The organism is Frigidibacter sp. SD6-1 (assembly GCF_030143255.1).
Classification (GTDB): Bacteria; Pseudomonadota; Alphaproteobacteria; order Rhodobacterales; family Rhodobacteraceae; genus TMP-24.
The window spans coordinates 353,244-375,557 of sequence record NZ_JARJNR010000002.1; the positions used below are offsets into that span (position 1 = coordinate 353,244).

General features: G+C 64.6%; 27 protein-coding genes. 17 read left to right on the forward strand and 10 right to left on the reverse strand.

The genetic code is table 11. From position 1 onward, the window contains the following. Nucleotides 1-46 precede the first annotated feature (46 nt). On the reverse strand, nucleotides 47-688 hold the full coding sequence (locus P0645_RS06250) for a TetR/AcrR family transcriptional regulator (protein WP_284163714.1): 642 nt from the start codon (nucleotides 686-688) through the stop codon (nucleotides 47-49). 80 nt (nucleotides 689-768) lie between these two features. Here P0645_RS06250 and P0645_RS06255 point away from each other — a divergent pair, with 80 nt between their 5' ends. Both P0645_RS06255 and P0645_RS06260 read left to right on the forward strand, forming a co-directional pair. Further along, nucleotides 769-1,377: an SDR family NAD(P)-dependent oxidoreductase gene (locus tag P0645_RS06255; protein ID WP_284163715.1), complete on the forward strand. Its 609-nt coding sequence runs from the start codon at nucleotides 769-771 to the stop codon at nucleotides 1,375-1,377. A gap of 73 nt (nucleotides 1,378-1,450) precedes the next feature. Further along, nucleotides 1,451-3,067 (forward strand): FMN-binding glutamate synthase family protein, encoded by a 1,617-nt coding sequence (locus P0645_RS06260; protein WP_284163716.1) that lies wholly within the window; start codon nucleotides 1,451-1,453, stop codon nucleotides 3,065-3,067. A gap of 281 nt (nucleotides 3,068-3,348) precedes the next feature. On the opposite strand, the gene P0645_RS06265 is transcribed toward P0645_RS06260, so the two are convergent. Next, on the reverse strand, nucleotides 3,349-4,218 hold the full coding sequence (locus tag P0645_RS06265) for a helix-turn-helix domain-containing protein (RefSeq protein ID WP_284163717.1): 870 nt from the start codon (nucleotides 4,216-4,218) through the stop codon (nucleotides 3,349-3,351). Nucleotides 4,219-4,293: 75 nt separating this feature from the next. Here P0645_RS06265 and P0645_RS06270 point away from each other — a divergent pair, with 75 nt between their 5' ends. The 9 genes from P0645_RS06270 to P0645_RS06310 are packed head-to-tail and all read left to right on the forward strand — an operon-like array spanning nucleotide 4,294 to nucleotide 12,289. Beyond that, complete coding sequence (locus P0645_RS06270; RefSeq protein WP_284163718.1) at nucleotides 4,294-5,058, forward strand: aspartate/glutamate racemase family protein; 765 nt, start codon at nucleotides 4,294-4,296, stop codon at nucleotides 5,056-5,058. Continuing rightward, nucleotides 5,055-6,293 carry an ABC transporter substrate-binding protein gene (locus P0645_RS06275; protein ID WP_284163719.1) on the forward strand — a complete coding sequence of 413 codons (1,239 nt, stop codon included), beginning with the start codon at nucleotides 5,055-5,057 and terminating at the stop codon, nucleotides 6,291-6,293. Before P0645_RS06270 ends, P0645_RS06275 begins: the two co-directional genes overlap by 4 nt. Before the next feature lie 13 nt (nucleotides 6,294-6,306). Further along, nucleotides 6,307-7,545, forward strand: coding sequence for a branched-chain amino acid ABC transporter permease (locus P0645_RS06280; RefSeq protein ID WP_284163720.1), 1,239 nt, complete (start codon nucleotides 6,307-6,309; stop codon nucleotides 7,543-7,545). Beyond that, entirely contained in the window at nucleotides 7,542-8,732 is a 1,191-nt protein-coding gene (locus P0645_RS06285) for a branched-chain amino acid ABC transporter permease (protein ID WP_284163721.1), read from the forward strand. Before P0645_RS06280 ends, P0645_RS06285 begins: the two co-directional genes overlap by 4 nt. After that, nucleotides 8,729-9,496, forward strand: a complete 768-nt coding sequence (locus tag P0645_RS06290; RefSeq protein WP_284163722.1) for an ABC transporter ATP-binding protein — start codon at nucleotides 8,729-8,731, stop codon at nucleotides 9,494-9,496. The genes P0645_RS06285 and P0645_RS06290 overlap by 4 nt, the downstream gene beginning before the upstream one ends. Further along, entirely contained in the window at nucleotides 9,489-10,193 is a 705-nt protein-coding gene (locus P0645_RS06295) for an ABC transporter ATP-binding protein (protein WP_284163723.1), read from the forward strand. The genes P0645_RS06290 and P0645_RS06295 overlap by 8 nt, the downstream gene beginning before the upstream one ends. Then, the gene (locus P0645_RS06300) at nucleotides 10,193-11,020 is read left to right on the forward strand and encodes an asparaginase domain-containing protein (protein WP_284163724.1); all 828 of its coding nucleotides are present in this window, start codon (nucleotides 10,193-10,195) and stop codon (nucleotides 11,018-11,020) included. The genes P0645_RS06295 and P0645_RS06300 overlap by 1 nt, the downstream gene beginning before the upstream one ends. Next, entirely contained in the window at nucleotides 11,017-11,616 is a 600-nt protein-coding gene (locus tag P0645_RS06305) for a lyase family protein (protein WP_284163725.1), read from the forward strand. The genes P0645_RS06300 and P0645_RS06305 overlap by 4 nt, the downstream gene beginning before the upstream one ends. Continuing rightward, a complete protein-coding gene (locus P0645_RS06310) occupies nucleotides 11,606-12,289 on the forward strand; it encodes a hypothetical protein (RefSeq protein ID WP_284163726.1) in 684 nt (227 codons plus the stop codon). Before P0645_RS06305 ends, P0645_RS06310 begins: the two co-directional genes overlap by 11 nt. A 122-nt stretch (nucleotides 12,290-12,411) precedes the next feature. Here the strand turns inward: P0645_RS06310 and P0645_RS06315 are convergent, their stop codons facing one another. Continuing rightward, nucleotides 12,412-13,365, reverse strand: coding sequence for an adenosine kinase (locus tag P0645_RS06315; protein ID WP_284163765.1), 954 nt, complete (start codon nucleotides 13,363-13,365; stop codon nucleotides 12,412-12,414). 35 nt (nucleotides 13,366-13,400) lie between these two features. Continuing rightward, nucleotides 13,401-14,045, reverse strand: coding sequence for an endonuclease III (gene nth / locus P0645_RS06320; protein WP_284163727.1), 645 nt, complete (start codon nucleotides 14,043-14,045; stop codon nucleotides 13,401-13,403). A 106-nt stretch (nucleotides 14,046-14,151) separates the two neighbouring features. On the opposite strand from nth, the gene P0645_RS06325 reads away from it, so the two are divergent. From P0645_RS06325 to P0645_RS06335, 3 genes are all read left to right on the forward strand, one after another. After that, entirely contained in the window at nucleotides 14,152-15,000 is an 849-nt protein-coding gene (locus P0645_RS06325) for a methylated-DNA--[protein]-cysteine S-methyltransferase (protein WP_284163728.1), read from the forward strand. Nucleotides 15,001-15,122: 122 nt separating this feature from the next. After that, complete coding sequence (locus P0645_RS06330) at nucleotides 15,123-15,791, forward strand: YiaD family glycine zipper/OmpA-like lipoprotein (RefSeq protein ID WP_284163729.1); 669 nt, start codon at nucleotides 15,123-15,125, stop codon at nucleotides 15,789-15,791. Nucleotides 15,792-15,894: 103 nt separating this feature from the next. Beyond that, nucleotides 15,895-16,665 carry an FCD domain-containing protein gene (locus tag P0645_RS06335; RefSeq protein ID WP_284163730.1) on the forward strand — a complete coding sequence of 257 codons (771 nt, stop codon included), beginning with the start codon at nucleotides 15,895-15,897 and terminating at the stop codon, nucleotides 16,663-16,665. 141 nt (nucleotides 16,666-16,806) lie between these two features. Here the strand turns inward: P0645_RS06335 and P0645_RS06340 are convergent, their stop codons facing one another. The 6 genes from P0645_RS06340 to P0645_RS06365 form a co-directional block, all read right to left on the reverse strand. Continuing rightward, nucleotides 16,807-17,361, reverse strand: a complete 555-nt coding sequence (locus tag P0645_RS06340; RefSeq protein ID WP_502854508.1) for a F0F1 ATP synthase subunit B — start codon at nucleotides 17,359-17,361, stop codon at nucleotides 16,807-16,809. Between the two features lie 5 nt (nucleotides 17,362-17,366). Next, a complete protein-coding gene (locus tag P0645_RS06345; RefSeq protein ID WP_502854510.1) occupies nucleotides 17,367-17,951 on the reverse strand; it encodes a F0F1 ATP synthase subunit B' in 585 nt (194 codons plus the stop codon). Nucleotides 17,952-18,033: 82 nt separating this feature from the next. Further along, nucleotides 18,034-18,273, reverse strand: coding sequence for a F0F1 ATP synthase subunit C (locus P0645_RS06350; RefSeq protein ID WP_263720507.1), 240 nt, complete (start codon nucleotides 18,271-18,273; stop codon nucleotides 18,034-18,036). 47 nt (nucleotides 18,274-18,320) lie between these two features. Further along, complete coding sequence (locus P0645_RS06355; protein ID WP_284163731.1) at nucleotides 18,321-19,088, reverse strand: F0F1 ATP synthase subunit A; 768 nt, start codon at nucleotides 19,086-19,088, stop codon at nucleotides 18,321-18,323. Continuing rightward, entirely contained in the window at nucleotides 19,072-19,428 is a 357-nt protein-coding gene (locus tag P0645_RS06360; RefSeq protein WP_284163732.1) for an AtpZ/AtpI family protein, read from the reverse strand. The genes P0645_RS06355 and P0645_RS06360 overlap by 17 nt, the downstream gene beginning before the upstream one ends. Before the next feature lie 181 nt (nucleotides 19,429-19,609). Further along, nucleotides 19,610-20,533, reverse strand: coding sequence for a DMT family transporter (locus P0645_RS06365; protein WP_284163733.1), 924 nt, complete (start codon nucleotides 20,531-20,533; stop codon nucleotides 19,610-19,612). Nucleotides 20,534-20,689: 156 nt separating this feature from the next. On the opposite strand from P0645_RS06365, the gene P0645_RS06370 reads away from it, so the two are divergent. From P0645_RS06370 to P0645_RS06380, 3 genes are read left to right on the forward strand one after another with little or no spacing between them, the layout of a single operon-like run. Next, nucleotides 20,690-21,019 carry an ArsR/SmtB family transcription factor gene (locus P0645_RS06370; RefSeq protein WP_284163734.1) on the forward strand — a complete coding sequence of 110 codons (330 nt, stop codon included), beginning with the start codon at nucleotides 20,690-20,692 and terminating at the stop codon, nucleotides 21,017-21,019. Between the two features lie 44 nt (nucleotides 21,020-21,063). Next, the gene (truA, locus tag P0645_RS06375) at nucleotides 21,064-21,831 is read left to right on the forward strand and encodes a tRNA pseudouridine(38-40) synthase TruA (protein ID WP_284163735.1); all 768 of its coding nucleotides are present in this window, start codon (nucleotides 21,064-21,066) and stop codon (nucleotides 21,829-21,831) included. After that, entirely contained in the window at nucleotides 21,828-22,313 is a 486-nt protein-coding gene (locus P0645_RS06380) for a pyridoxamine 5-phosphate oxidase (RefSeq protein ID WP_284163736.1), read from the forward strand. Before truA ends, P0645_RS06380 begins: the two co-directional genes overlap by 4 nt. The last annotated feature ends 1 nt before the right edge of the window (nucleotide 22,314 follow it).

Genomic DNA, 22,314 nt, shown 5'->3' on the forward strand with positions numbered 1-22,314 from the left:
GACGGCGCCGCCGAAAATCCTTCGCGAAGGATTTTCGGCCCGACCGTCAGGACAGATGGCCCGGCGCCTGCCCATCCGCACCGCCGGCCCGCGGACAGCCGAGGAGATATCCGAGCGCGGCGCGGCTCGTGCGCACACGAATCGCCTCGAAGTCGACCTGCCCCGTGGCGAGCGCCGTCGTCACGATCCCGCGGGTCATGGCGATCACATCCGTCGCGGCCTCTGACGGATCGGCGATCCCGCGTCCGCTGAGGCAGGACACCATCGCCTCACGGACCTGTCGCCGGCCCGCCATCACCTCCGGATCGCGCGGCAGCTGTGCCTCTGCGTCTTCCAGCGCCCGTGTCAGCCGCGGCTCCGTCTCATACTGCCAGACCGCCGCGACCATCATCAGGGGGATCGCCTCTTCCAACGGCAGATGCCGCGACGCAACGCTTGTCTCCGCGAGGCGCGCACTCATCGAAAGCCGCATCCGCCGGACGAGCTCCGACAGGATCGCGCCCCGGGAGGGGAAATACTGGTAGAGCGAGCCGACCGACACCCCCGCCCGTTCGGCGACCCGGTTCGTATTGATCGCGCCCAGACCCTCTTCTCGGAGAATGCGAGTAGCGGCTTCGAGAATCGCCTCGACCGTGGCGCGGCTTCGCGCCTGGGCAGGTTTTTTCCTGGGCTTTACAACGTCCTCCACCGAGGGCTCCAAAGGCGAGTAGGTAATGTGAGCGATTGCTCGCATTATCGGTCCATCAAAGGCAGAGGCAAGAGGCTCCGATGTTCGGGATGGAAAGCAACAGGTTCTTCGGCCGGAAGGTCCTCGTGACAGCGGCCGCCACCCCCTTGGGACGCGCACTCGCGCTTGGCCTGGCAAGGCGCGGCGCCGACGTCCTTGCCATCGACAGGGACATGGCCGGGCTCAGCGATCTGGCGTGGGATTGCGCGGGCGCCGTCCAGACAGGGACCGGCGATGCGACCATACCGGAAGAAGCGGCGGTGATCGCCAGCTGGATCCGGTCGGACCATGCCAGCCTTGCGGGTCTGATCGCTTGCCCGAATGCCGCGGGCCAGGCGCCATCCTCGCAATTGCTCCAGCGCCTCACGCGGCTCCTGCGCGGCAATCCCGACCCGTTTGCGGGCGTCGTCCTGCCTGACGGAACGGCGGAACTCTCAGGCCTTGGCGAGGGTCACGCGCCCGCAGAGCCCCGGTTCGGCATCACCCGGATCATCCTGCCACCGGGCTCGGGCGATTGCGACCATCCCGCCATGGCCGACGCGGCACTGCGCGCCATCAACGCGCGCGCAGCCGTCGTTCACCTCGCCGCCCGTCGCCCATCCCGGCGCCGCAGCGCCCTGAACCGCATCCTCGTGCGTGCCGCGGCCTGAACGGGACGAAGTTTGCTTGCCTGATCTCGCGTGCCGGTGCTAGCTCAACCCGCGCGACAGGGGAGGCCGACGCATGGGCAGACAATCACTCGAACGATTCACAACCTTCGGCGCGGTGGCGCTTCTTACAGTCCTGTCTCTCGCATCCGTCGCCCTCTCGCCCTGGGCCTGGCTCGGCGTCGGCCTCTTTGGTCTTCTCACGCTGGTCGGCATCCGCGATGTCACCCAGACCCGCCATTCGATCCTGAGGAACTATCCTGTCCTCGGCCATATGCGTTTCATGTTCGAGGGGATCCGACCGGAAATCCGCCAGTATCTGATCGAAAGCGATCATGACGAACTGCCCTTCTCGCGCGACGACCGCTCGCTCGTCTACCAGCGCGCCAAGGGGGTCGAGGACAAGCGGCCCTTCGGCACCCGCGCCCGGGTCTACGAGGCGGGCTATGAATGGATCACCCATTCTGTCCAGCCCAAACATATCAGCGACACCGATTTCCGGGTGCGCGTCGGCGGGCCGGACTGCAAACAGCCCTATGACGCCTCGGTCTACAACATCTCGGCCATGAGCTTCGGCGCACTTTCCGCCAACGCCATCCTCGCGCTGAACAAGGGGGCGAAGACCGGCGGCTTCGCCCATGACACAGGCGAGGGCGGCATTTCGCGCTATCACCGCGAGGGCGGCGGCGATCTGATCTGGGAAATCGGCTCGGGCTATTTCGGCTGTCGCAACAGCGACGGGTCCTTCAGTGCCGAGAAGTTCGCCGAACAGGCGGCAGACCCCCAGATCAAGATGATCGAGATCAAGCTGAGCCAGGGCGCCAAGCCCGGCCATGGTGGCGTCCTGCCCGCCGCCAAGGTCACGCCCGAGATCGCCGAGGCCCGTGGCGTGCCGATGGGCACCGACTGCGTCTCTCCCCCCTCGCACAGCGCCTTCTCGACGCCCCTGGAATTCATGCATTTCATCGCCCGCCTGCGCGATCTGTCAGCCGGCAAGCCGGTGGGCTTCAAGCTCTGCATCGGTCACCGGCGCGAATTCATGTGCATGGTCAAGGCGATGCTGGAAACCGGCATCACCCCCGATTTCATCGTGGTCGACGGGAAAGAGGGTGGCACCGGCGCGGCGCCTTTGGAATTCGCCAACCATATGGGCATGCCGCTGGTCGAGGGCCTGACCTTCACCCACAACACGCTGCGCGGCGCGGGGCTGCGCGACCGCATCCGCATCGGCGCCTCGGGCAAGCTGATCACCGCCTTCGACATCGCCAAGGCCTTCGCGCTTGGTGCCGACTGGGCCAATTCCGCCCGCGGCTACATGTTCGCGATCGGCTGCATCCAGGCCCAGGCCTGTCACACCAACCATTGCCCCGTGGGCGTCGCGACGCAGGACCCTTTGCGTGCCCGCGCACTGGTCGTGGGCGACAAGACCCAGCGCGTGGTGAACTTTCACCACAACACGCTGAAGGCTCTGGGGGAGCTGACGGGGGCCGCGGGCCTCGACCATCCCTCGGGCCTCCTGCCGCACCACCTGATCATGCGCGAGACCGACCGCGTCATGAAGACCGGCGACGAGGTCTATCCCTACCTGCCCGAAGGGTTTCTCCTCCGCGACGAGGAAGACCGCTTCGGCTACCTCCTGCGCTGGCGCCGCGCCAATTCGGCCAGCTTCGCGCCGATGGGGGCCTATGTGTGAGCGGTGATGGCGAATGGCTGCTTCGAGCCCATTGGCGACTTTCAGGAAGGCCGCAGCATCGGAGAATCATTCGCAGGCGCAGCAACGTTCCCGGCCCAAAGCGGACCTTCGAACCCGAGATTTCGTTTCTCGCGGCTTTCCTCATACCGGCCGGTCGAAGTTAGAGTTGCGCCCCCTGCATGCGTGCCGCACTGATCACAGGTCGCGGCTGGGCAGAAGAAGCTTCGTCAATCCACTGTCCACGCTCCTTGGCATCGACAATCGAAAGGCAGTGGGTCACACTACAGGATCGAGGGGTTATGAGCCTGAAACCCGAATGGCCCCGACGTACGGTTGTCGATCATCGGCAGAATATGTTCGGGAAGATCAGGATCATCCGGAGCCAAAAGTCCAACCCGGCGCAGGTTGGCAATCAGGCTCGCGCGGGGGGGCGTGCGCTCCAGATAGGTGCGCACGGCGCAGGGCACATGATCGCGATTGGCCGAGACGCCGACCTTCACCCCATGCAGCACACGCCAGCGAAAGCTGTAGTCGGGGTAAAGCACGGTCTGCGTCACCTCGATTCCGGCGCCGGTCTCGTAGTCGTTCATGAACACCCTGTCGCCGGTCATGAGGGCAAGACCTTGATAGCGGAAATGCCGGGTGACGACGGCCTTGGGATCGCCGATGCGTTCAAGGCGCCGATAGAAGAGATGCTCGCCCTCGGGGGCAAAGCTGACAAGCGAACGGATGACCGTCCCCGGCGTTGACATCGACCAGTAATACTCGAAAAAGCTGCCCGAAAGCTGAAAGAGGCGCGGATCATTGCGCGCAAGAATCCGGTCAAAATGCATCCGCAAAGTGCGTGACAGATTGTCCGACGACAGGCCCCGGAGTTTCACGATGGCGGCAAAATCGGCTGGGGGCAGTCGGATCTCGTGTTCCTCGACGCCGAAGTAATCACAGATCCGGCGCAAGAGCGCGCTGCGTGGCAAGGAACTGCCCGCCAGATAGCGATTGAATTGACTTCGGTTCAGCCCGAGGTCCCGGGCCACCGTCGAGATGGACGGTCGATAGCTGCACAGCAGGCGCAGGTTTGTCGACAATTCGGTCATGATGCTATTTGACCCTGTTTTTGCACCTGAATGCATCAAAGCGCAACTGTTTGCCAAATTGTCAAGCAGCAGCGCCGGACCTCAGTCTGAGCGCAAAGGGGCGCCAGACCCCACCCCTCAGGGATGTGATTCATGGACAAGACCGCCAGCGCCATTCCGCGTCGCGCCACCATTGGTATCGTTGCGGGTTCGGGGCCCGAGGCAGGGATTGACCTCTGGGCCAAGATCCTGCGCCGCAACGCAGCCGTGCTGGGCCCGTCCTTCCGGGGCGATCTGGATGCGCCGCCCGTCGTCGTCCTGTCCGAACCGCAGCTTGGCCTCTCGATGGACCTTGCCGCCAATGAAGGCCCGGTCTGGGAAGCAATGCAAAGCACCGCCTGCCGTATCGCGGCGCAGTCCGATGCATGGGCAATTGCCTGCAACACGCTGAACTGGTTTGCACCCCGTATCGAGAGTTTGGGGCTGTCCTCCGAATTTGTGAGCTTTCCCGAGGTAGTGGCCGACTGGATCGCCGCTACGGACATTCGAAGACTTGGCCTTCTGGGGGCCGCACCTGTAACCGATTTGGGCGCATGGTCGGCCTATCGAGACCTTGCCGGGCTGATCGAGATCGAAACGCCCGCCGACCGGGCCCTGCTGCAGGATCTGATCTATGATGTAAAACGGCTTGGTTCGGCCGATCCGGGCCTACGTCCGCGCTTTGCCCGGATTGTCGAGGCGATGCAGGCCGATACCCTTCTCTTGGCCTGCACAGAACTGCCGCTGATTGCCGATTTCCCAACCTCGAAAACGCTCGTCGATGTGACCGATCTGGTCGCCGACGCGCTTGTCGCGCGCTCCCTTGCGGGAGGGGACCGCGCCGCCATGACCCCCGCCCAACAGGAGAACGACGCATGAAGAAACTGCTTCTGACAGCAGGCGCCCTTGCGCTTGCAGCAGGCGCCGCGAACGCCCAGGTGGCCTGCCCGATCAAGATCGGTGCCACCGCACCTTTGTCCGCCCCCGGCGCCGTTACCGGCGGCGAGGCGATGCGCGACGCCATGGCCATCGCCGAGGCAGACATCAACGCAGCCGGGGGCGTGCTGGGATGTGACGTGCAGGTCGTGGTGGCTGATGACGAAGGGCTGCCCGAAAGAGGGCGCGCCGTGATGGAACGTCTGATCACGCAGGACGGCGTGGTCGCCGTGGGCGGCGGCTATCATTCGTCGGTCGGTCTGGCGAACATGGAAGTGGCCGATGCCGCAGGCATTCCGGTCGTCTATGCCGAAACCTGGAACGACGACATCACCGGCAAGGGGCTGAAGCACATCTTCCGCATCGCGCCCCTTTCGTCGGAAGTGGCCCGCATCTTTGCCGACTTCGCCGCGACCGTTCCGGGTGTGAAAAAGGTGGTCCTGGTCGCTGAAAACACCGACTACGGCCTGCCCGCCTCCGAACAGACCAAGGCGGGTCTGGACGCGGCGGGGATCAGTTCTTCGGTCTTCACCGTCGATATCGGCACCCAGGATTTTTCCGGCATCATCGAGCGGATCAAGGCCGAGGATCCCGACATGATCATCCAGCTTCTGACGGGCGAGGCCAGCTACAACTTTACCCAGCAATCGGCCGAGGCAGGGATCGGGCCGCAGGATATTCCCACCACCTGCGATCAGGCAGCGCTTGAATCTGGCGCCTTCTGGCAGAACGTGCCGGACGGAAACCTGTGCTTTGTGAACGCCGTCGGCCTGCCGCGCGCGCTGTACAACGACAAGACCAATGCCTTTGTTGCAGCCTATACAGCCAAGACCGGCAAATCGGCGGCGGAATCCTATGCGATGGAGGCTTACGATTCCATTATGATCTTGGCCGAGGCGATGAAGATCGCCGGATCGACGGATGGTGACGCCATCGTCACCGCGCTGGAGAACATCACCTACCAGGGCACTTTGGGAGAAATCAGCTTCCCCTACAATTCGGCTAATCCGCCGGCGGCGGCCGGCGTGGCGCCCTACTTCTGGCACCAGTTCCCGAACCCTGCCGTGACCATGGTGCAGTATCAGGAACCGGGCCAGCTGGCGGCTGATGCGCCGAACCTCTTCCCGCCGCAATACAAGACGGGCGAGCCGATCTGGCCAGCCTCTGTCCAGCAGTAAGAGGGGTATTCACATGGACCATCCGGGGTTCTTTTCCTTGGCCATTCTCTGGATGGTCCTTTGGGGTGCGATCGGCGGGGCGGTCATCCACCGCGCCTATCTGGCCCGAGATCTTGATGTGACCGCCGCCCGCACAGTCGGCGTGGCGGTCGGGGCGGCGACGGGGCCTTTCGGCCTTGTCCCGCTTTACCTGCGGACACCGACGCTGACCCGCGCGTGGCAGGCACTGCCATGGATCGGCGTGGTTACAGTATTTCTTTTCGCCTTTCGGGCGTCGGACCCGGACAATGTCTGTTTCACCTCGGGGACCTTTGTCACTTCGCAACTGGTCAACGGGCTGATCATGGGCACGATCTATGGGCTGATGGCGCTGGGTCTGGCGCTGATCTTTTCGATCATCGGCATCGTCAGCTTTTCGCATGGCGAATTCTACATGATCGGCGGCATGGTGGTGTACTACATGACCGAAGTCTGGGCCCCCGGGCTTGGACCTATTGCCGCTGTGATCGCAGCCTGTGCGGTTACCTTTGGCATCGGCGCGGCGTTCGAGCGGGCCTTTTTCACGCCGATCTATGCAGGAAAGGTCGAGCGCCCGAATGAATATGCGATCCTTGTCACATTCGGTCTGGCCTTCTTCCTGCAATATCTGGTGCAGGGGCTTTCAGGGGCGAACCCCGTCAAGGCCTCGCCTTTTTTCGAACTTCCGCGCAGCGAATGGCCCGCAGGCGCGCCGATCATCGAAACCACCCGGTCGAACATAAAGCTTTTCGACATGATCTCGATCTCGACGCCCCGCCTGACAGCGGCCATCCTGTCGGTGGTCATGCTGCTGGCGCTGATCTGGTTCCTTTACAACACTTGGACCGGGCGGGCGCTTCGGGCAACCGCACAAGACCGGCAAGCGGCGGCGGTCGCGGGCATCAATCCGGGGCGGATGAACATGCTGGCCTTCGGGCTGGGCTGCATGCTGGCAGGACTGGCAGGCGCGGTTCTGGTGCAGGCCTTTTCGTGGCTGCCCCAAACCGGGGCGATCCCGGCGCTGCGCGCCTTTGTCATCATCGTCCTGGGCGGCCTTGGGTCCTTGCCCGGCGCCTTCATCGGCGGGCTGATCCTTGGTCTGGTCGAGGCGGCAGGCGCGGGCTGCGTGCCTGATCCGACCCGGGCCGCGGCCTATCTGCCGGCCTATGGCATGATCATCCTGACCCTTGTCCTGCTTCTGCGCCCGCAGGGCCTGTTCGGGAGGAAAGTATGATTTCCCACGCCCCCAAGATCGCCGGCTCTGTCGCGGCGGCCCTTCTGGTGCTGTTCCCGCTGGTCTATTCGGCAGGCAATTACGACTTCGTGATGCACCTGTGGATCACGGCCTTCTACTACGCCATCCTTGCTTCAAGCTGGGCCTTGCTGGCGGGCTATGGGGGACAGTTCTCCTTTGCCCATCTCGCCTTCATGGCACTGGGGGCCTACGGCGCGGGCATTCTGGACAACTATGTTTTCCTGACCTCGCTGCCGACCGGCACCTGCACCGAGTTCGGGCTACTTGGCACCAACATCGTTTTTCTTCCCCCAGCAGGCACGGGCGACGCCGGGGCCTGCCTGACAGCGGCCCGTGCAACATGGCCCGAAGGCGCAACCGTCAGCCGCTTTCCGTTGCTTCTGCAGATTGCTTTCGGAGCAATCGTCGGCGGCGGGGCTGGCTGGCTCATCGGCACCTTGGTCCTTCGCCTGCGTGCGGCCTATCTGGCGCTGTTCACCGTGGGGCTGTCGGAAATTCTGCGCGCGGTCCTGTCGGCGGAAATCTGGCTGACCCGGGGTCAGGCCGGCATGCCAATGTCTCCGCTCTTCCCCGAGGGCATCACCATCCTTGGCACGACCTATGGCCCGGCGGCCAAGCTACCCGCCTATTACGTCATGCTGGCGCTGTTCTTCGCAACACTTTCGCTGCTGCTGTGGGTCGCGCGGTCTCGCATCGGGCTGTTCCTGCGCAGCTTGCGCGAGGATGAGGATGCAGCCGAGGCGCTTGGCGTCGATACCGTCAAATGGAAGCGCGCTGTCTTTGTTCTGACCGCGGCGATCGCGGCGACGGCGGGGGCGGTGCAAGGCCATTACGTCGGCCTCATCACCCCCAACACCCTCGTCCTTCTGCAAATGTCGCTGGTCATCGCCATGGCCGTCATCGGCGGGCTCGAGAACCTTGTGGCCGCCGCCATCGGCGCGATCCTGATCTCTTTCGCGCTCGAATTCCTGCGGACGGATTTCACCATTCTGGGCCTTGAGGTGGACATGACGACATGGCGGCTGGTGTTTTTCGGTCTTCTGCTGATGCTGACCCTGCGCTTCCTGCGCAATGGCGTGATCCAGGGGGCGCTGATGTGGATCGAACGGCGCGGTGTGGGCGCCGAGACCGTCGCCAAGCGGCGTGCCGCGGAGGAGGCGAAATGATCACCTTGGACGTCAAGGACATCCGCAAGAAGTTTGGCAATCATCAGGTCTTGAAGGGCGTCAGCTTTCGCATCGAGGGCCCGGAACTGGTGGGCCTGATCGGCCCCAACGGGGCGGGCAAGACCACGCTGACCAATGTGCTGGACGGCGCGATCAAGCCCGACAGCGGCACGATCCGCCTTAATGGGACAAGGATCGACCCGCTGCACCCCTATGAAATCGCCCGCGCGGGGCTGGGGCGCACCTTTCAGGTGACCCGCGCCTTCCGGCGGATGACGGTGCTGGAAAACCTCTACGTTCCCGCCATGGCCATGGACGCAAGCGTGAACCGCAAGGAAATGGAGGAAAAGGCCAATGAAATCCTTGCCTTCCTGACCATCGACCACTTGCGCAACGAATATGGCCGCGCACTGTCTGGCGGGCAGCAGAAGCTCTTGGAACTCGGTCGGCTTCTGATGCTCGACCCCGATGTCTACATTCTGGACGAACCCTTCGCCGGCGTTCACCCCAGCCTGATGGCCACGATCTACAAATGGATCGAGCGGGTGAATGGCGAAGGCAAGGCGATCATCCTGATCTCGCACCAGATGGAATCGATCTTCACCCTGTGCCGCCGCCTTCTGGTGCTGAACTTCGGCGACCTGATCGCCGATGGCCCGCCAGCCGAGGTCAAGAACGACCCGGCCGTGATCGACGCCTATCTGGGGGTCGAGGAAGACATGTCCGGCACCGGCCTGCTGACACAGGAGGCAAGCCATGCTTGAAGTCCGCAACATGGACGTGGGCTATTACCGCGACCTGAACATCCTGTCGGCGCTGAACCTCGATGTGAAGCCGGGCCAGATCGTCACCATCCTGGGGGCCAACGGCGTGGGCAAGTCCACCTCGCTCAAGGCGATCTACGGCTTTCTGCGCCCCAATGGCGGCACGATTCATCTGGATGGCCAACCGTTGATCGATGTGCCCACGCATGAGCGGATCAATCTCGGCCTTGCCTATATCCCCCAGCATCCCGGCATCTTCCGGGAAATGACGGTCGAGGAAAACCTGCTGCTTGGGGCCTGGACCTTCCGCCGGGACAAGGGCCGCATCGCCCGCAAGCTGGACGAACAATACAGCCGCTTTCCGGTCTTGAAGGAAAAGCGCCGCCAGCCGTCGGGGCAGCTGTCTGGCGGCCAGCAGCGGATGATCGAGATCGGACGCACCCTGATGGGCAATCCGAAGGTGCTTTTGGTCGATGAACCCACGGCGGGCCTGTCCAAGACCTATGCCGAAGATGTCTATCAGATGCTGCGCGATCTGCGCGACCGCGACAATCTGGGCATCCTGCTGGTCGATCAGGAAATCCGCCATGCCCTGCGGATTGCCGATTATGTCTATGTGCTGGAACTGGGGCGCAACAAGTTCGAAGGCCCGCCATCCGAGTTCGGCGATCTGCAAAAAGCGTTCTGGGTGGGCTGATGCGTCTGATCCATACCGGCGGCACGATCGGCATGGCTCCGTCGCCACAAGGCCTTGTTCCGGCGCCGGGGGTGGTCGAAGCGGCGGTCGGCGAACGGGCGCAGGTCACGGCCCTTGATCCGCTGGTCGACAGCGCGGCCATCGGCGCAGCTGACTGGAACCGCCTCCTCGACCTGATTGAGACCGCCGACGACCCGGTCATCGTGACCCATGGCACCGACACCATGGCCTATACCGGCGCGGCGCTTTCCCAGGCGCTGGCCGGGCGGGACGCTCCGGTTATCCTCTGCGGCGCAATGGCTCCGCTGGGAACCGGCGGCGATGCCGAGGGCAATCTTGACCTTGCGCTGTCGGCACAGCCAGGCCCCGGCGTCTGGCTGGCCTTCGCCGGTCGCCTGATCCCTGCGGCGGGCCTTGTGAAACACGACAGTCACGGCGCCGACAGTTTCCGCGCGGTGCCGCACGCGCCGTTGTCTCGCCCCCCGGCCCGCCGGTTCGGCCCGGCACGCATCGGCATCATTACCCTGACGCCGGGTATTCCGGCAGCGATGGTCCGCGCGGCCCTGTCCGAACTTGATGGTTGCGTGCTGCGGGTCTTTGGCGCGGGAACCGCCCCGCCCGATCCGGCGCTGTATCGGGCGTTGTGCGAGGCCCATCTACGCGGATGTGCCCTGCGGGCCGTTTCGGCCTGTGAAACCGGCGGCCTTGCCCCCGGCGCCTATGCGGCAGGGGCTACCCTTTGGGAGTCTGGGGTGCAGAACGGCGGGCTGGAAACAGCTGAATCGGCCTTCGTTCGGCTTTGGCTCCACCATTCGAAAGGGGCATGATGCGGCAGGACAAGGATTCTCTGGGGGTAGTAGACATCCCCGATCACGCGCTCTGGGGCGCACAAACCCAGCGCGCAATCGAAAATTTTCGCGCCAGCGGCATTCCCATCAGCCATTTCCCGTCGCTGCTCCGAGCGCTTGCGCAGGTCAAGCGGGCTGCGGCAGCCGTGAACGCATCTCAGGGGCGGTTAGACCAGGCTCTGGCCAGCGCCATCATGCAGGCCGCCGATGAGGTGATCAAGGGCGCGCATGGGACGCATTTTCCCGTCGGTGTCTTGCAAGGCGGTGCCGGGACGTCATCAAACATGAACATGAACATGAACGAAGTTCTGGCCAACCGCGCGCTGGCAATCCTGGGCCATCCGCACGGCGCGCACCACATCTTGCATCCAAATAACCATGTGAACCTCTGCCAATCCACCAACGATGTTTATCCGACCGCGATCAGGCTGGCGCTGATGGCCGAGACGATTGGCCTGCAAGCTGCGCTGGCCGGTCTTGCAGAGGCTTTCGCGACCAAGGGCGCAGCATGCTATAGGAAGACGGCGACGTGCCATGCCCCCTTTGATCTGCTAAGAATATCGCATGGCTTATGACCCCGATGACAATCCTGACGATAGGTTCCACTTTGAAATATGGAGTGGCCCAACCGAAGCTCTGAAGGCTACAAACCCCAGCGTCTCGTATTGCGAAAATCACAACGCAGACTTTGACTATGGATTGGCCGCATTGGACTTCAAGCTTTCGGCGCTGGCGCTGATGGAGCGACAGCGCGAGGACTGTCATTTGTCGAATTGGACAGCCCCAGTTCTGCACATGATCCGCCAGACACTCGAACTCACTTTAAAATCTCTGATTGAAACTGTTGGGTGGAAGGTCGGCGCTAAAGCCGGAAAAGTTCGGTTTAAGCATGACCTGCGAGACCTGTGGAAGCAAGGTCGTGATTGGTTGGTTGAAAACGGCTACCCGATCGACAACGATGTGCGTTTGGCAGCGACCGACGGCATCGTCGAGAACATGCATGCAATCGATCCAACGGGCGATCTGTTTAGATTCGGCACTTCAAGCAGAAAAGCTTTCGGAAGGAATAGGAGTTCCGACCGCGTTGGATATCGACAGGATCAACTATTCGAGGAATTCGAGCAGGCTTGCGAATTTCTTGATCACTGGTGCGGAGTTGTGATGCGAGAAATCATTCAAGCCGAACAGGGCTGGGAGAAGGACCCATTCTTTGATCGGGAAGACTACCCAAAGATCAAAAGCGATTAGTAGGTCAAGGCAACGGCGGGGTCGATAGGTCGATAATCTGGTTGAGGCCCTCACGCGAATTGAGGTGCTCCGGTCCCGTCCGCCGACCGAAGGTCTGGATCGCCCCGCATAGCGGTCAGCCCTCAGATCACCCCGTCCGCCCGGAACAGTGCCTTGACGTCCTGCTCGGGGCGCGGCCCGAAATGGCTGATGACCTCGGCCGCCGCGATGCAGCCCATGCGGCCGGCCGTCTGCAGGCCCTGGCCGGTCGCGAGGCCATAGAGGAATCCGGCCGCGAACTGGTCGCCCGCGCCGGTCGCGTCGACCGGCACAACGCGATGGACCGGCACCTCGACCCGCTCCGCGCCGCGGATCACGACGACATCGGCGCCCGAGCGGGTGCACACGATCAGCGGGCAGTCGGCCTTGGCCTCGGCAAGCGCCGCCTCCAGATCCTCGGTCTGGTAGAGCGAGCACCATTCGTGCTGGTTGCCGATCACATAATCCATCTGGTCATGCACCAGTCGCCGGAAATCCGCCCGGTGCCGGTCGACGCAGAACGGATCGGAGAGCGAAATGCCCGCCTTGCCGCCCGCCCTGTGGCAGGCCTCGGCGGCCTTCAGGAACGCGGCCTTGCCCTGATCCTTGTCGAAGAGATAGCCTTCCAGGAACAGGTAGTCGGCCGCCCTCACCACCTCCTCGTCGAGGTCCTCGGGGCCGAAATCGGCGCCTGCGCCCAGGTAGGTGTTCATCGACCTTTCGCCATCCCCGGTGACGAAGATCATCGAGCGCGAGGTCGGCAGGTCGGCTGCGGCCGACGGCGGGTTCGGGAAGGCCGTGCCCTCCGCCTCAAGCGATTTGGCATAGAAACGCCCGAGCGCGTCATCCTTCACCTTGCCGACAAAGGCCGTGCGGAGCCCCAGATTTCCAAGCCCGGCAATGGTATTTCCCACCGACCCGCCCGGCGCCTGAACCCGCTCCTTCATCGAGGCATAGAGCGTCTCGCCGCGTTCGCGGTCGACAAGCTGCATGATGCCCTTCTCGATCCCCATCCAGTCGAGGAAATCGTCGTCGCACTGGGTCAGCACATCGACCATGGCATTGCCAAGGCCGACGACATCGAAACGTTTGGTCACAGATTCTTCTCCTCATAGGGGCAGAGATCACGGATCAGGCAGGCCCGGCATTTCGGGCTGCGCGCCGTGCAGGTATAGCGGCCATGCAGGATCAGCCAGTGGTGGGCATGGTGCTGGAATTCGGCCGGGATGTGATCTTCGATGGCGCGCTCGACCTGATCGACATCCTTGCCGGGCGCGATGCCGGTGCGGTTGCCGACGCGGAAGATATGCGTATCGACCGCCTGCGCGGGGTGACGGAACCACATGTTCAGGACGACATTCGCGGTCTTGCGGCCCACACCCGGCAAGGATTGCAGCGCGGCGCGGGAAGACGGGACTTGCCCGCCGTACGCCTCGACCAGAATGCGGCTCAGTTTAATGACATTCTTCGCCTTCTGCCGGAAGAGGCCGATGGTCTTGATATGCTCCGTCAGGCCGTCCTCGCCGAGCGCCAGCATCTTTTCGGGGCTGTCGGCGATCTGGAACAGCGTCCGCGTCGCCTTGTTGACGCCCGCATCCGTCGCCTGCGCCGACAGCGCCACCGCGACCAGGAGCGTGAAGGCATTCACATGCTCAAGCTCGCCCTTGGGGTGGGCCTCCGCCTCCCGGAACCGGGTGAAAATCTCGCGGATCGTGTGATAATCGAGCTGGCGCGCCATGGCTTCCTCATGCCCTGTGCGCCCGCTACCGTGCAAGCAAAAAGCCGCAAAATCCGGGTCGCGCGCGACCTTCCCCTTCCCTATTCTCGGCGCAAGGAGAATTGCCATGCAGATCGACGGCCCCTCGGACGCCTATCACTATCAGGTCATCGGCCGCGCGCTGCGCGAGATCGACGCGGCGGGGCAATCGGCCCTTTCGCTCGATGATCTTGCCCGGCGGCTGAAGATGAGCCCCGCGCATTTCCAGCGCACCTTCTCGGCCTGGGTCGGCGTCTCGCCCAAGCGCTATCAGCAATATCTGACGCTCGATCATGCCAAGCGGCTTCTGGCGGAACGATTCACCCTTCTCGATACGGCGCACGAGACCGGCCTGTCCGGCACCGGACGGCTGCATGACCTCTTCCTGAGGTGGGAGGCGATGAGCCCCGGCGCCTATGCGGCGGCGGGCGAAGGGCTCGATGTCAGCTACGGCTGGTTCCCCTCGCCTTTCGGCGAGGCGCTGGCGATGGGCACAGAGCGTGGCCTGTGCGGGTTGGCCTTCGCCGAGGAATGCGGGCGCGCGGCGGCCTTCGCCGACATGACGGGGCGCTGGCCAGCCGCGCGGTTCAGCGAACGCCCCGAGGCGCTGCGCCCCTGGGTCGAGGCGGCCTTTGCCCAGAAGGGCGAGGCGAGGCTTTTGATGATCGGCGCCCCCTTCCAGATCAAGGTCTGGGAGGCGCTGCTGCAGATACCTTCAGGTCAGGTGACCACCTATTCGGAGCTTGCCCGCGTAACAGGCCATCCGACTGCGCAACGGGCGGTGGGCACCGCTGTCGGGCGCAATCCGGTCAGCTTCCTCATCCCCTGCCACCGGGCGCTGAGGAAATCCGGCGGGCTCGGCGGTTATCACTGGGGCCTGCCGGTCAAGCGCGCGATGCTCGCGTGGGAAGCGGCGCGCGAAGAGGAGGCTGCCTGACACGCTCCTGAAAAGGCCGCCATGAGCGGCATTCCGCCGACCCGCGCGTGGCGACGGATCGTTATTGCCTAACACAGGCGTTATGCAGAGCGTCGACCCGTCTTTATCATGGAGCTCTCCATATGCGTCTCAGTTCCCTTCTCATCGCGGGCCTCGCAGCGGTCGCCTTCCTGACCGCCTGCGTCGCACCGCAGCCCACCTACAATCCCAACGATCCGAACCAGCGCGCCAAGCAGGGCGTGGTTCTGGGCGCGCTCGGCGGCGCAGCGCTTGGCGCGCTGACGGGCGACGACAATGACAAGACCTCCGACCGGGCGCTCGGCGGCGCGGTCCTTGGCGCGGTCGCGGGCGGCCTCTACGGCAACTTCCTCGACAAGCAGGCGGCCGAACTGCAGCGCGACATCCGCACGAACGGCGTCAGGATCATCAACGAAGGCAACCGCCTGCGCGTGGTCATGCCCGAGGGCATCCTCTTCCCGGTCGACAGCGCCAGCGTTAACCCCGGCATCATGAACGACCTCTACACGGTCGCAAGCAGCCTGCAGCGCTATCCCAACAGCCGCGTCGATATCGTCGGCCATACCGACAATACCGGCTCGGCCGCCTATAACCAGGACCTCTCGCAGCGCCGCGCCGGGTCCGTCGCCGCCGTCCTGCGCAGCGCGGGTGTCACGGGTGCCCGCCTCAACCCCTATGGCGCGGGAGAGGACCAGCCGGTCGCCTCGAACCTCACCCCCGAGGGCCGGGCCCAGAACCGCCGGGTCGAGATCATCATCGTCCCGAACGGCTGAGGCCGCACTGACGGTTGCGAAAGGGGCCGGGGCTTTCCCGGCCCCTTTTCATTTGAACAATGCCGTGAGCGGTCATATGTCTTGACCAATTCCAGAGAATGCCATGCCGTTTCAGAAGATCGACTCCGAGAAGCTTTCCCATTCCGTCGTCCGCCAGATCGAGCGGCTGATCCTGCAGGGCGTGCTGCGCCCCGGCGAGCGGCTGCCATCGGAACGTGACCTTGCGGAACGGCTGGCCGTTTCGCGGCCCTCGCTGCGCGAGGCGGTGGCGGAACTGGAGGAAGCGCGGCTTCTGGTCACCCGTGCGGGTTCCGGCATCTATGTCGCCGAGGTTCTGGGCTCGGCCTTCTCGCCCGCGCTGATCAAGCTCTTTTCCGCGCATGATGACGCGGTCTCCGACTATGTCGATTTCCGCCGCGACATGGAGGGGCTGGCCGCCGAACGCGCCGCGCGGCTCGCCTCGGACACCGACCTGCAGGTGATCGACACGATCTTCGCCCGGATGGAAGCGGCGCATGCCAAGCGCGACCCGTCCGACGAGGCGGCGCTCGACGCCGAATTTCACATGGCGATCATCGAGGCGGGGCATAATGTCATCATGCTGCACATGATGCGCTCGATGTTCGATCTGCTGAAGGCGGGAGTCTTCTATAATCGCCAGGCGATCTTCCGGCAGCGGCAGACCCGCGACACGCTTCTAGACCAGCACCGGGCGATCCGCGACGCGATCCTCGCGCGCGATCCGGGTGCGGCGCGCGCGGCGGTCGAGGCGCATCTGACTTTTGTGCAGGATTGCCTGACCGACCTGCGCCGCGCCGACCGCAACGAGGATGTGGCGCGCCTCAGGCTGCAACAGGAACAGACGCGGGGCTGAGCGGCGCCTCGTCGAGCACTTCGTGCACTCCTCGGCAACGGCGGCGCCCACCTCGCGAGGAGTGCACGAAGTGCTCGACGAGCGCGCTTCAATGAAAAAGGCCCGCGAGGATCGCGGGCCTTTGTTCTGGCAGGTTCAGGCTCAGTGCAGCTTCGCTTCGACCTCGCCGATCGCCGCATCGACCAGCGCTCCGCGATCGGCCGCTGTCATGTTGCTGGCGATCAGGTCGCCCGCGGCGGCCACCGCCACCTGGACGGCGCTATCGCGCACTTCCTTCACCGCGGCGGCCTCGGCCGATGCGATCTGGTCTTCGGCTGCCTTCAGGCGGCGCGCGATCGAGGCCTTCAGGTCGACCTTGGCCTGTTCGGCCGCATCCATCGCCTCGCGCTTCGCGGTCTCGACGATCTGCCCGGCCTGTTCCTGCATCTCGCGCTTCTTCCGGTCGTAAGAGGCGAGAAGCGCCTTGGCTTCCTCATGCAGCGCCTTGGCCGCGTTCAGATCATCGCGAATCCCTTCGGCGCGCTTGTCGAGAAGCCCGCCGATCATGCCCGGCACCTTCAGCTTCAGAAGAAGCGCCACGAAGAGGATGAAGGCGATCGTCACCACGAAGTTGGTGTTGCGGAGCGAGAAGAAGGGCCCACCGGCAGCCAGAGCCGGGGTAGCGGCGAACATCAGGGCGAATGCAAGTCTCTTCATGTCCGTCAGCCTTTCATCCGGGCCGCGACGGCCGCCGCGACGCTCTTGGCATCGGCCTTGCCGCCGAGGGCGGCAACGATGGCTTCGGCCGTGTCCTTGGCCACGTCGCTGACCGAGGCGACCGCGCCTGCGCGGATCTCGTCGATGCGCTTGGCGGATTCTGCGGCACGCGCCGCGATCTCGGCATCGGCCTTGGCCGTCGCCTTGTCGAGGTCGGCCTGTATCTCGGCCCGGGCGGCGGCAACGATCTTGCCCGCTTCCGTGCGCGCGTCGACCAGCGCCTGCTGATAGGCCTTCTCGGCCTCCTGGGCCTGGTCCTTCAGCCTCGCGGCCATTTCCAGGTCGGAGGTGATCCGGCCCTGACGATCGGCAAGGATCCCGGCCAGACGCGGCAGCGCGATCTTCGCCAGGATGAAATACAGAACGACCAGCGTCACCAGAAGCCAGAAGATCTGGTTGGGGAAGGTCGAGAAATCGAGTTGCGGCATGCCGGCGGATTCGGCCGCATGACCGGCGGCGTCCGCAGCGTGGCCAACGGCCTCGGCGGTGCCTTCAGCGACGTCGGTCGCGGTGGTTGTGGTATTGGCCATTCTTTCCCCCGGAGATGCTCATTCCCTTCGCGGGCGGGTGCGCAAGCGCCCCCGCCCGGCCGTAAGGATCAGTCGCTCAGGATCAGACGGCGAACATCAGAAGGAGTGCTACGAGGAACGAGAAGATCCCCAGCGCTTCGGCGAAGGCGATGCCGATGAAGAGGGTCGCGGTCTGGCCGGCAGCGGCCGAGGGGTTGCGAAGCGCGCCAGCGAGGAAGTTGCCGGCAACATTGCCCACCCCCATCGCCGAGCCGCCCATGCCGATGCAGGCAAGGCCGGCGCCGATGAATTTGCCGAGAGCGGCAGCAGCTGCGAGTTCCATGTGTATCTCCTTACGGTTGGATAGTGCAGTTGAGTTGAGACCCGAGGTCAGTGGCCCGGATGCAGCGCATCGCGGAGGTAGACGCAGGTCAGGATGGTGAAGACATAGGCCTGGATGAAGGCCACGAGAATTTCGAGCGCATACATGGCCACGATGGCGAGGATCGACAGCGGCGTCACCGCGTAACCCACCGCCGAGAAAAGGACGAGCGGCGCAAAGGCCGCGAACACCTTGATAACGGCGTGACCGGCCATCATGTTGCCCGCAAGACGGATGGAGTGGCTGACGGGACGCACGAAGTAGGAAATCAGCTCGATCACCGCGAGGATCGGGCGCAGCGCGAGCGGCGCCGACGAGACCCAGAAGAGCCCGAGGAAATGCAGGCCGTTCTTGGCGAAGCCGAGGATGGTGACGAAGAGGAACACCATGACCGCCATCACCGCCGTGACCGCCACATGCGAGGTGGTGGTGAAGGCGCCGGGCAGAAGGCCGAGGAAGTTCGAGAAGGCGATGAAGATGAAGAGCGTGAAGATGTAGGGGAAGTACTTCACGCCGTCATGGCCGGTCACATCCTCGACCATCTTGTAGACGAAGCCATAGGCCAGTTCCGCGATCGACTGCATCCGTCCCGGCACGACCGAGCGCTTGGCGGTGCCAAGGACAAAGAGAACGATGACGCAAAGAACCGCGACCGCCATCCACAGCGTCACGTTCGTGATCGAGAAAGCGCTCAGCGCATCGCCGAACAGCGGCCCGACCTTGAACTGGTCCATCGGATGGAACGTAAGGCCCTGGGCTTCAGTCTCGGCTGCCATCTTCTTCCCCTTCCGTCCGGGCGTCGCCACCCGCGTTTCGTTCCATGTTCCGCTTCTGGAACTCGCCCGCCGTGCGCATCATCACCCGCACTCCGGCCGCGAAGCCCAGCAATGTGAAGACCACCAGAGCCCAGGGAAGCGTCCCCAGAAGGCGGTCGAGCCCGTATCCGATGGCCGCGCCGATCCCCAGACCCGAGACCAGTTCGATCACCATGCGCCAGCCCAGGTCGGCGGCGCCGAAATCCTTCACCACCCGAGGCTCCGGTGTCCCGGCCTTTTTCAGGGCCTCGATGCGTCTTTCCAGATCCTTCAGACGAACGGGATCGGGACCTTCCTGCATGGTTCGGCCTTTCGCGGCAGTCGGCGCGGGTCTAGACGGCCAGCAGGCCCGAGTCAACGGCGAAAATCCGCCCGCCTTCATGTCATAAGCATCTGAATCTATTGACGTTCAGCCTGCGCCGGTCGCCCTGGCAACCCCGCGCCACACGGTCGTAGACCGTATTTCGGCAGGATTGCGATATTCAACTTTCCGGTTGACCTTTCGCCCTGCCCACCAAACGCCCGCCTCGGCGCAGCCATGAGACCAGCCGTCCATCGATCATCAGAAGTCCCGCGAAGATCACCGCCATCCCTGCGAGATGCTGCCAGAGGACCGGCTCGCCCAGCACATGGACCCCAAGCGCGACGGCAGAGATCGGGGCGACGAAAGTGACGGTGGAGGTGGCCGTCGCCCCCGCCCGCGCGAGCAGCCAGTAAAACAGCGTGAAGCCGACCGAGGTCAGAAGAAGACCGATGGTCAGCAGCGCGCCCCAGGTTTCCGCCCGCGTGATGCGGGGCATGCCATCGAAGATCAGCGCAAGCGGCAGGATGAAAAGCGCCGCGCCACTCAGGGACCAGGCCGCCAGCACCGAAGGATCGAGCGTGCGGAAGCGGCGGGCGAGATTGGTGGCGATGCCGTAGCAGACCGGCGCCAGAAGCGCCGTCAGGATCGCCCAGAGGGCGGGCATCTGCCCGGCCCCGATATAAGGCAGGGACAGAAGTACAATCCCGGCAAAGCCGGTCGCGACGCCTAGCGCGCGCGCCGCCATCGCCCGCTCTCCCCCCGGCCAGAGATGCGAGACGATGACGACCAGAACCGGCGTCATCGCATTCACGATCCCCGCCACCCCGCTTGGCAAGTGGCGCTGCGCGACCGGGTAAAGCGCGAAGGGAATGGCAAAGAAGACGATGCCCAGCAGGAAAAGGCCTCCGACGGTGCGCGGCGGCAGGCGCGCGGCACGCCCGCTGATCCAGACCCACGCCCAACAGCCCATCGCGCCCACACCGACCCGGCCAAGCGAGACGGTGAGTGGCCCCAACTCGCGCAGCAGGACCGCATTCATCAGGAAAGACCCGCCCCACAGGATGCCGAGCGTCAGGATCAGAAGCCAACAGCGTATGGGCATCGCGCACCTCCGGGCAGCGACAGTCAATCCCGACCGCCCCGCCCCGTCCACCCGGAACCTGCGCATGCCTGATGGAGATTTGTGGTCGGGCCGATCACCGGCCCGAATGACCGCGCGCCACTTCCGCGACGGCCCGCCGGACGCTAAGGTCATGCCATGACGCTCGACCTCATCTTCGCGGCCCTTGCCGACCCGACGCGCCGGGCGATCCTGACCATGCTTCTGGAAGATGACATGGCGGTGACCGATGTCGCCCATCCGTTCGACATGTCGCTTGCCGCGATCTCGAAACATCTGAAGGTGCTGGCCGAGGCGGGCCTCATCGCGCAGGAACGGCGCGGCCGGGTGATCTGGTGCAAGCTCCTGCCCGATGCGATGCGCGCGGCCACCGTCTGGATCGCCGGTTTCGGCCTGTTCGAGGCGCTGGACCTCGACGCGTTCGAGCGGTTCCTGGAAGAAGAGATCGCGCCCGAACCGTCGGAATGACGCGCCCCGTTGCCCCGATCGCCACGCCGCGCTAGGGAAAGTCCATGCCCCGCTATGCCCTCAAGATCGAATATCACGGCGGCCCGTTTGCGGGCTGGCAGCGACAGGCCGGCCAACCCTCGGTGCAGGAAGCCATCGAAACCGCGCTGCGCAAGCTCGAACTCGACGCAGGCCCGATCCAGGGCGCGGGCCGGACGGACGCCGGGGTGCACGCGACAGGCCAAGTCGCGCACTGCGATCTTTCGAGGGACTGGGACCCGTTCCGCCTGTCTGAGGCGCTGAATTTTCATCTCAAGCCCGCGCCCATATCGATTCTCGTCGCGGCACGCGTCGCCGACGATTTCCACGCCCGCTTTTCCGCGACCGAGCGACGCTATCTCTTCCGCCTTCTCTCCCGCCGCGCGCCGGCGACCCACGACAAGGGCCTCGTCTGGCAGGTCCAGCATCCGCTCGACCCTGACGCGATGCGCGACGGCGCCGCCCATCTGGTCGGGCGGCACGATTTCACTACCTTCCGCTCGACCCTCTGCCAGGCCGACAGCCCGGTGAAGACGCTTGACGAAATCGTGATCGACGCCCACCCCGTGCCGCACGGCACCGAGTTCCGCTTCCGCCTGCGCGCCCGCAGCTTCCTGCACAATCAGGTCCGCTCGATCGTCGGCACGCTGGAGCGCGTGGGCGCCGGCGGCTGGGCCCCCTCGGACGTCCGCGCGGCGCTTCAGGCTTGCGACCGCGCCGCCTGTGGCCCGGTCTCGCCGCCCTCGGGCCTCTATCTCACCCATGTGAGCTATCCCGAGGATCCGTTCCGGTGAGCCCCCGCCCCGATCCCGTCCTGGCCGCCGACGAGGCCGCCCGCGCGCTGGCCCGGTCTCTCTGGCACAACGCCGACACAGCGGCGCTTGCCTTCACTGACCCCGCGACCGGCGCCCCGATGATCGCCCGGATCGGATTTGGCCTTGCCGCCAACGGCACCGGCCTGACCCTTGTCTCCGACCTCGCCCAGCACACCCGCGCCCTCCGCGCGTCCGCCCGCGCCGCGCTCCTTATCGGCGAACCCGGACCGAAGGGCGATCCGCTGAACAGCCCCCGCCTCTCGGTCGCCGTCGCCGCCCGCTTCGCCGCGACCGAAGACCGCGCGACCCTGCGCGCCTGCTGGCTCGCGCGCCACCCCAAGGCCAGGCTCTACGCCGATTTCGCCGATTTCCACTTCGTCCGCCTCGACGTCATCGAGGCCTTCCTCAACGGCGGTTTCGGCCGCGCCCACCGGATCGCGGCCGAAGACCTGCAGGGCTGAC